Here is a 335-nt window from a genome sequence, read left to right as displayed (position 1 = left end):
CCACAAGCATTGGGCGCAGCATCGCCGCGAGTCGTGGATGGCCATCTGTGAGTTCATTCGTTTGCTGCTCAAACGTTACTTGAGATATACGACCAGACAGCTTTAAGCCGAAGACGCGTAAGACGCCCCGAATTTCATTCTCGATATCGATCTGCTTAATCAAAAGCGTCTTGCGATTATTGAGAAGCATTCGTAGCTCCTGGCTCACGTCACCCTTGATATGAACAACGGTGTACCAGCCGACCCGCATTACCTGCGCAATAGCGCGAGCGTCGTTTCGGGTCTTAATCGGCATCGTCCTAGTCACGCCGCGCAGTCTTCGGGGATCGATGCAG

General features: G+C 52.8%; 1 pseudogene. It reads right to left on the bottom strand.

The annotated features are described in order from the left end of the window. Window positions 1-295, bottom strand: a pseudogene (locus tag KJQ96_RS38935) (IS110 family transposase); the annotation flags it as partial. Window positions 296-335: the final 40 nt, after the last annotated feature.

This window comes from Bradyrhizobium sp. sGM-13 (assembly GCF_018398875.1).
In the GTDB taxonomy this organism is placed as follows: Bacteria; Pseudomonadota; Alphaproteobacteria; order Rhizobiales; family Xanthobacteraceae; genus Bradyrhizobium.
Note: the sequence above shows the minus strand (reverse complement) of the source record. Positions and strands in the feature narration are given on the sequence as shown.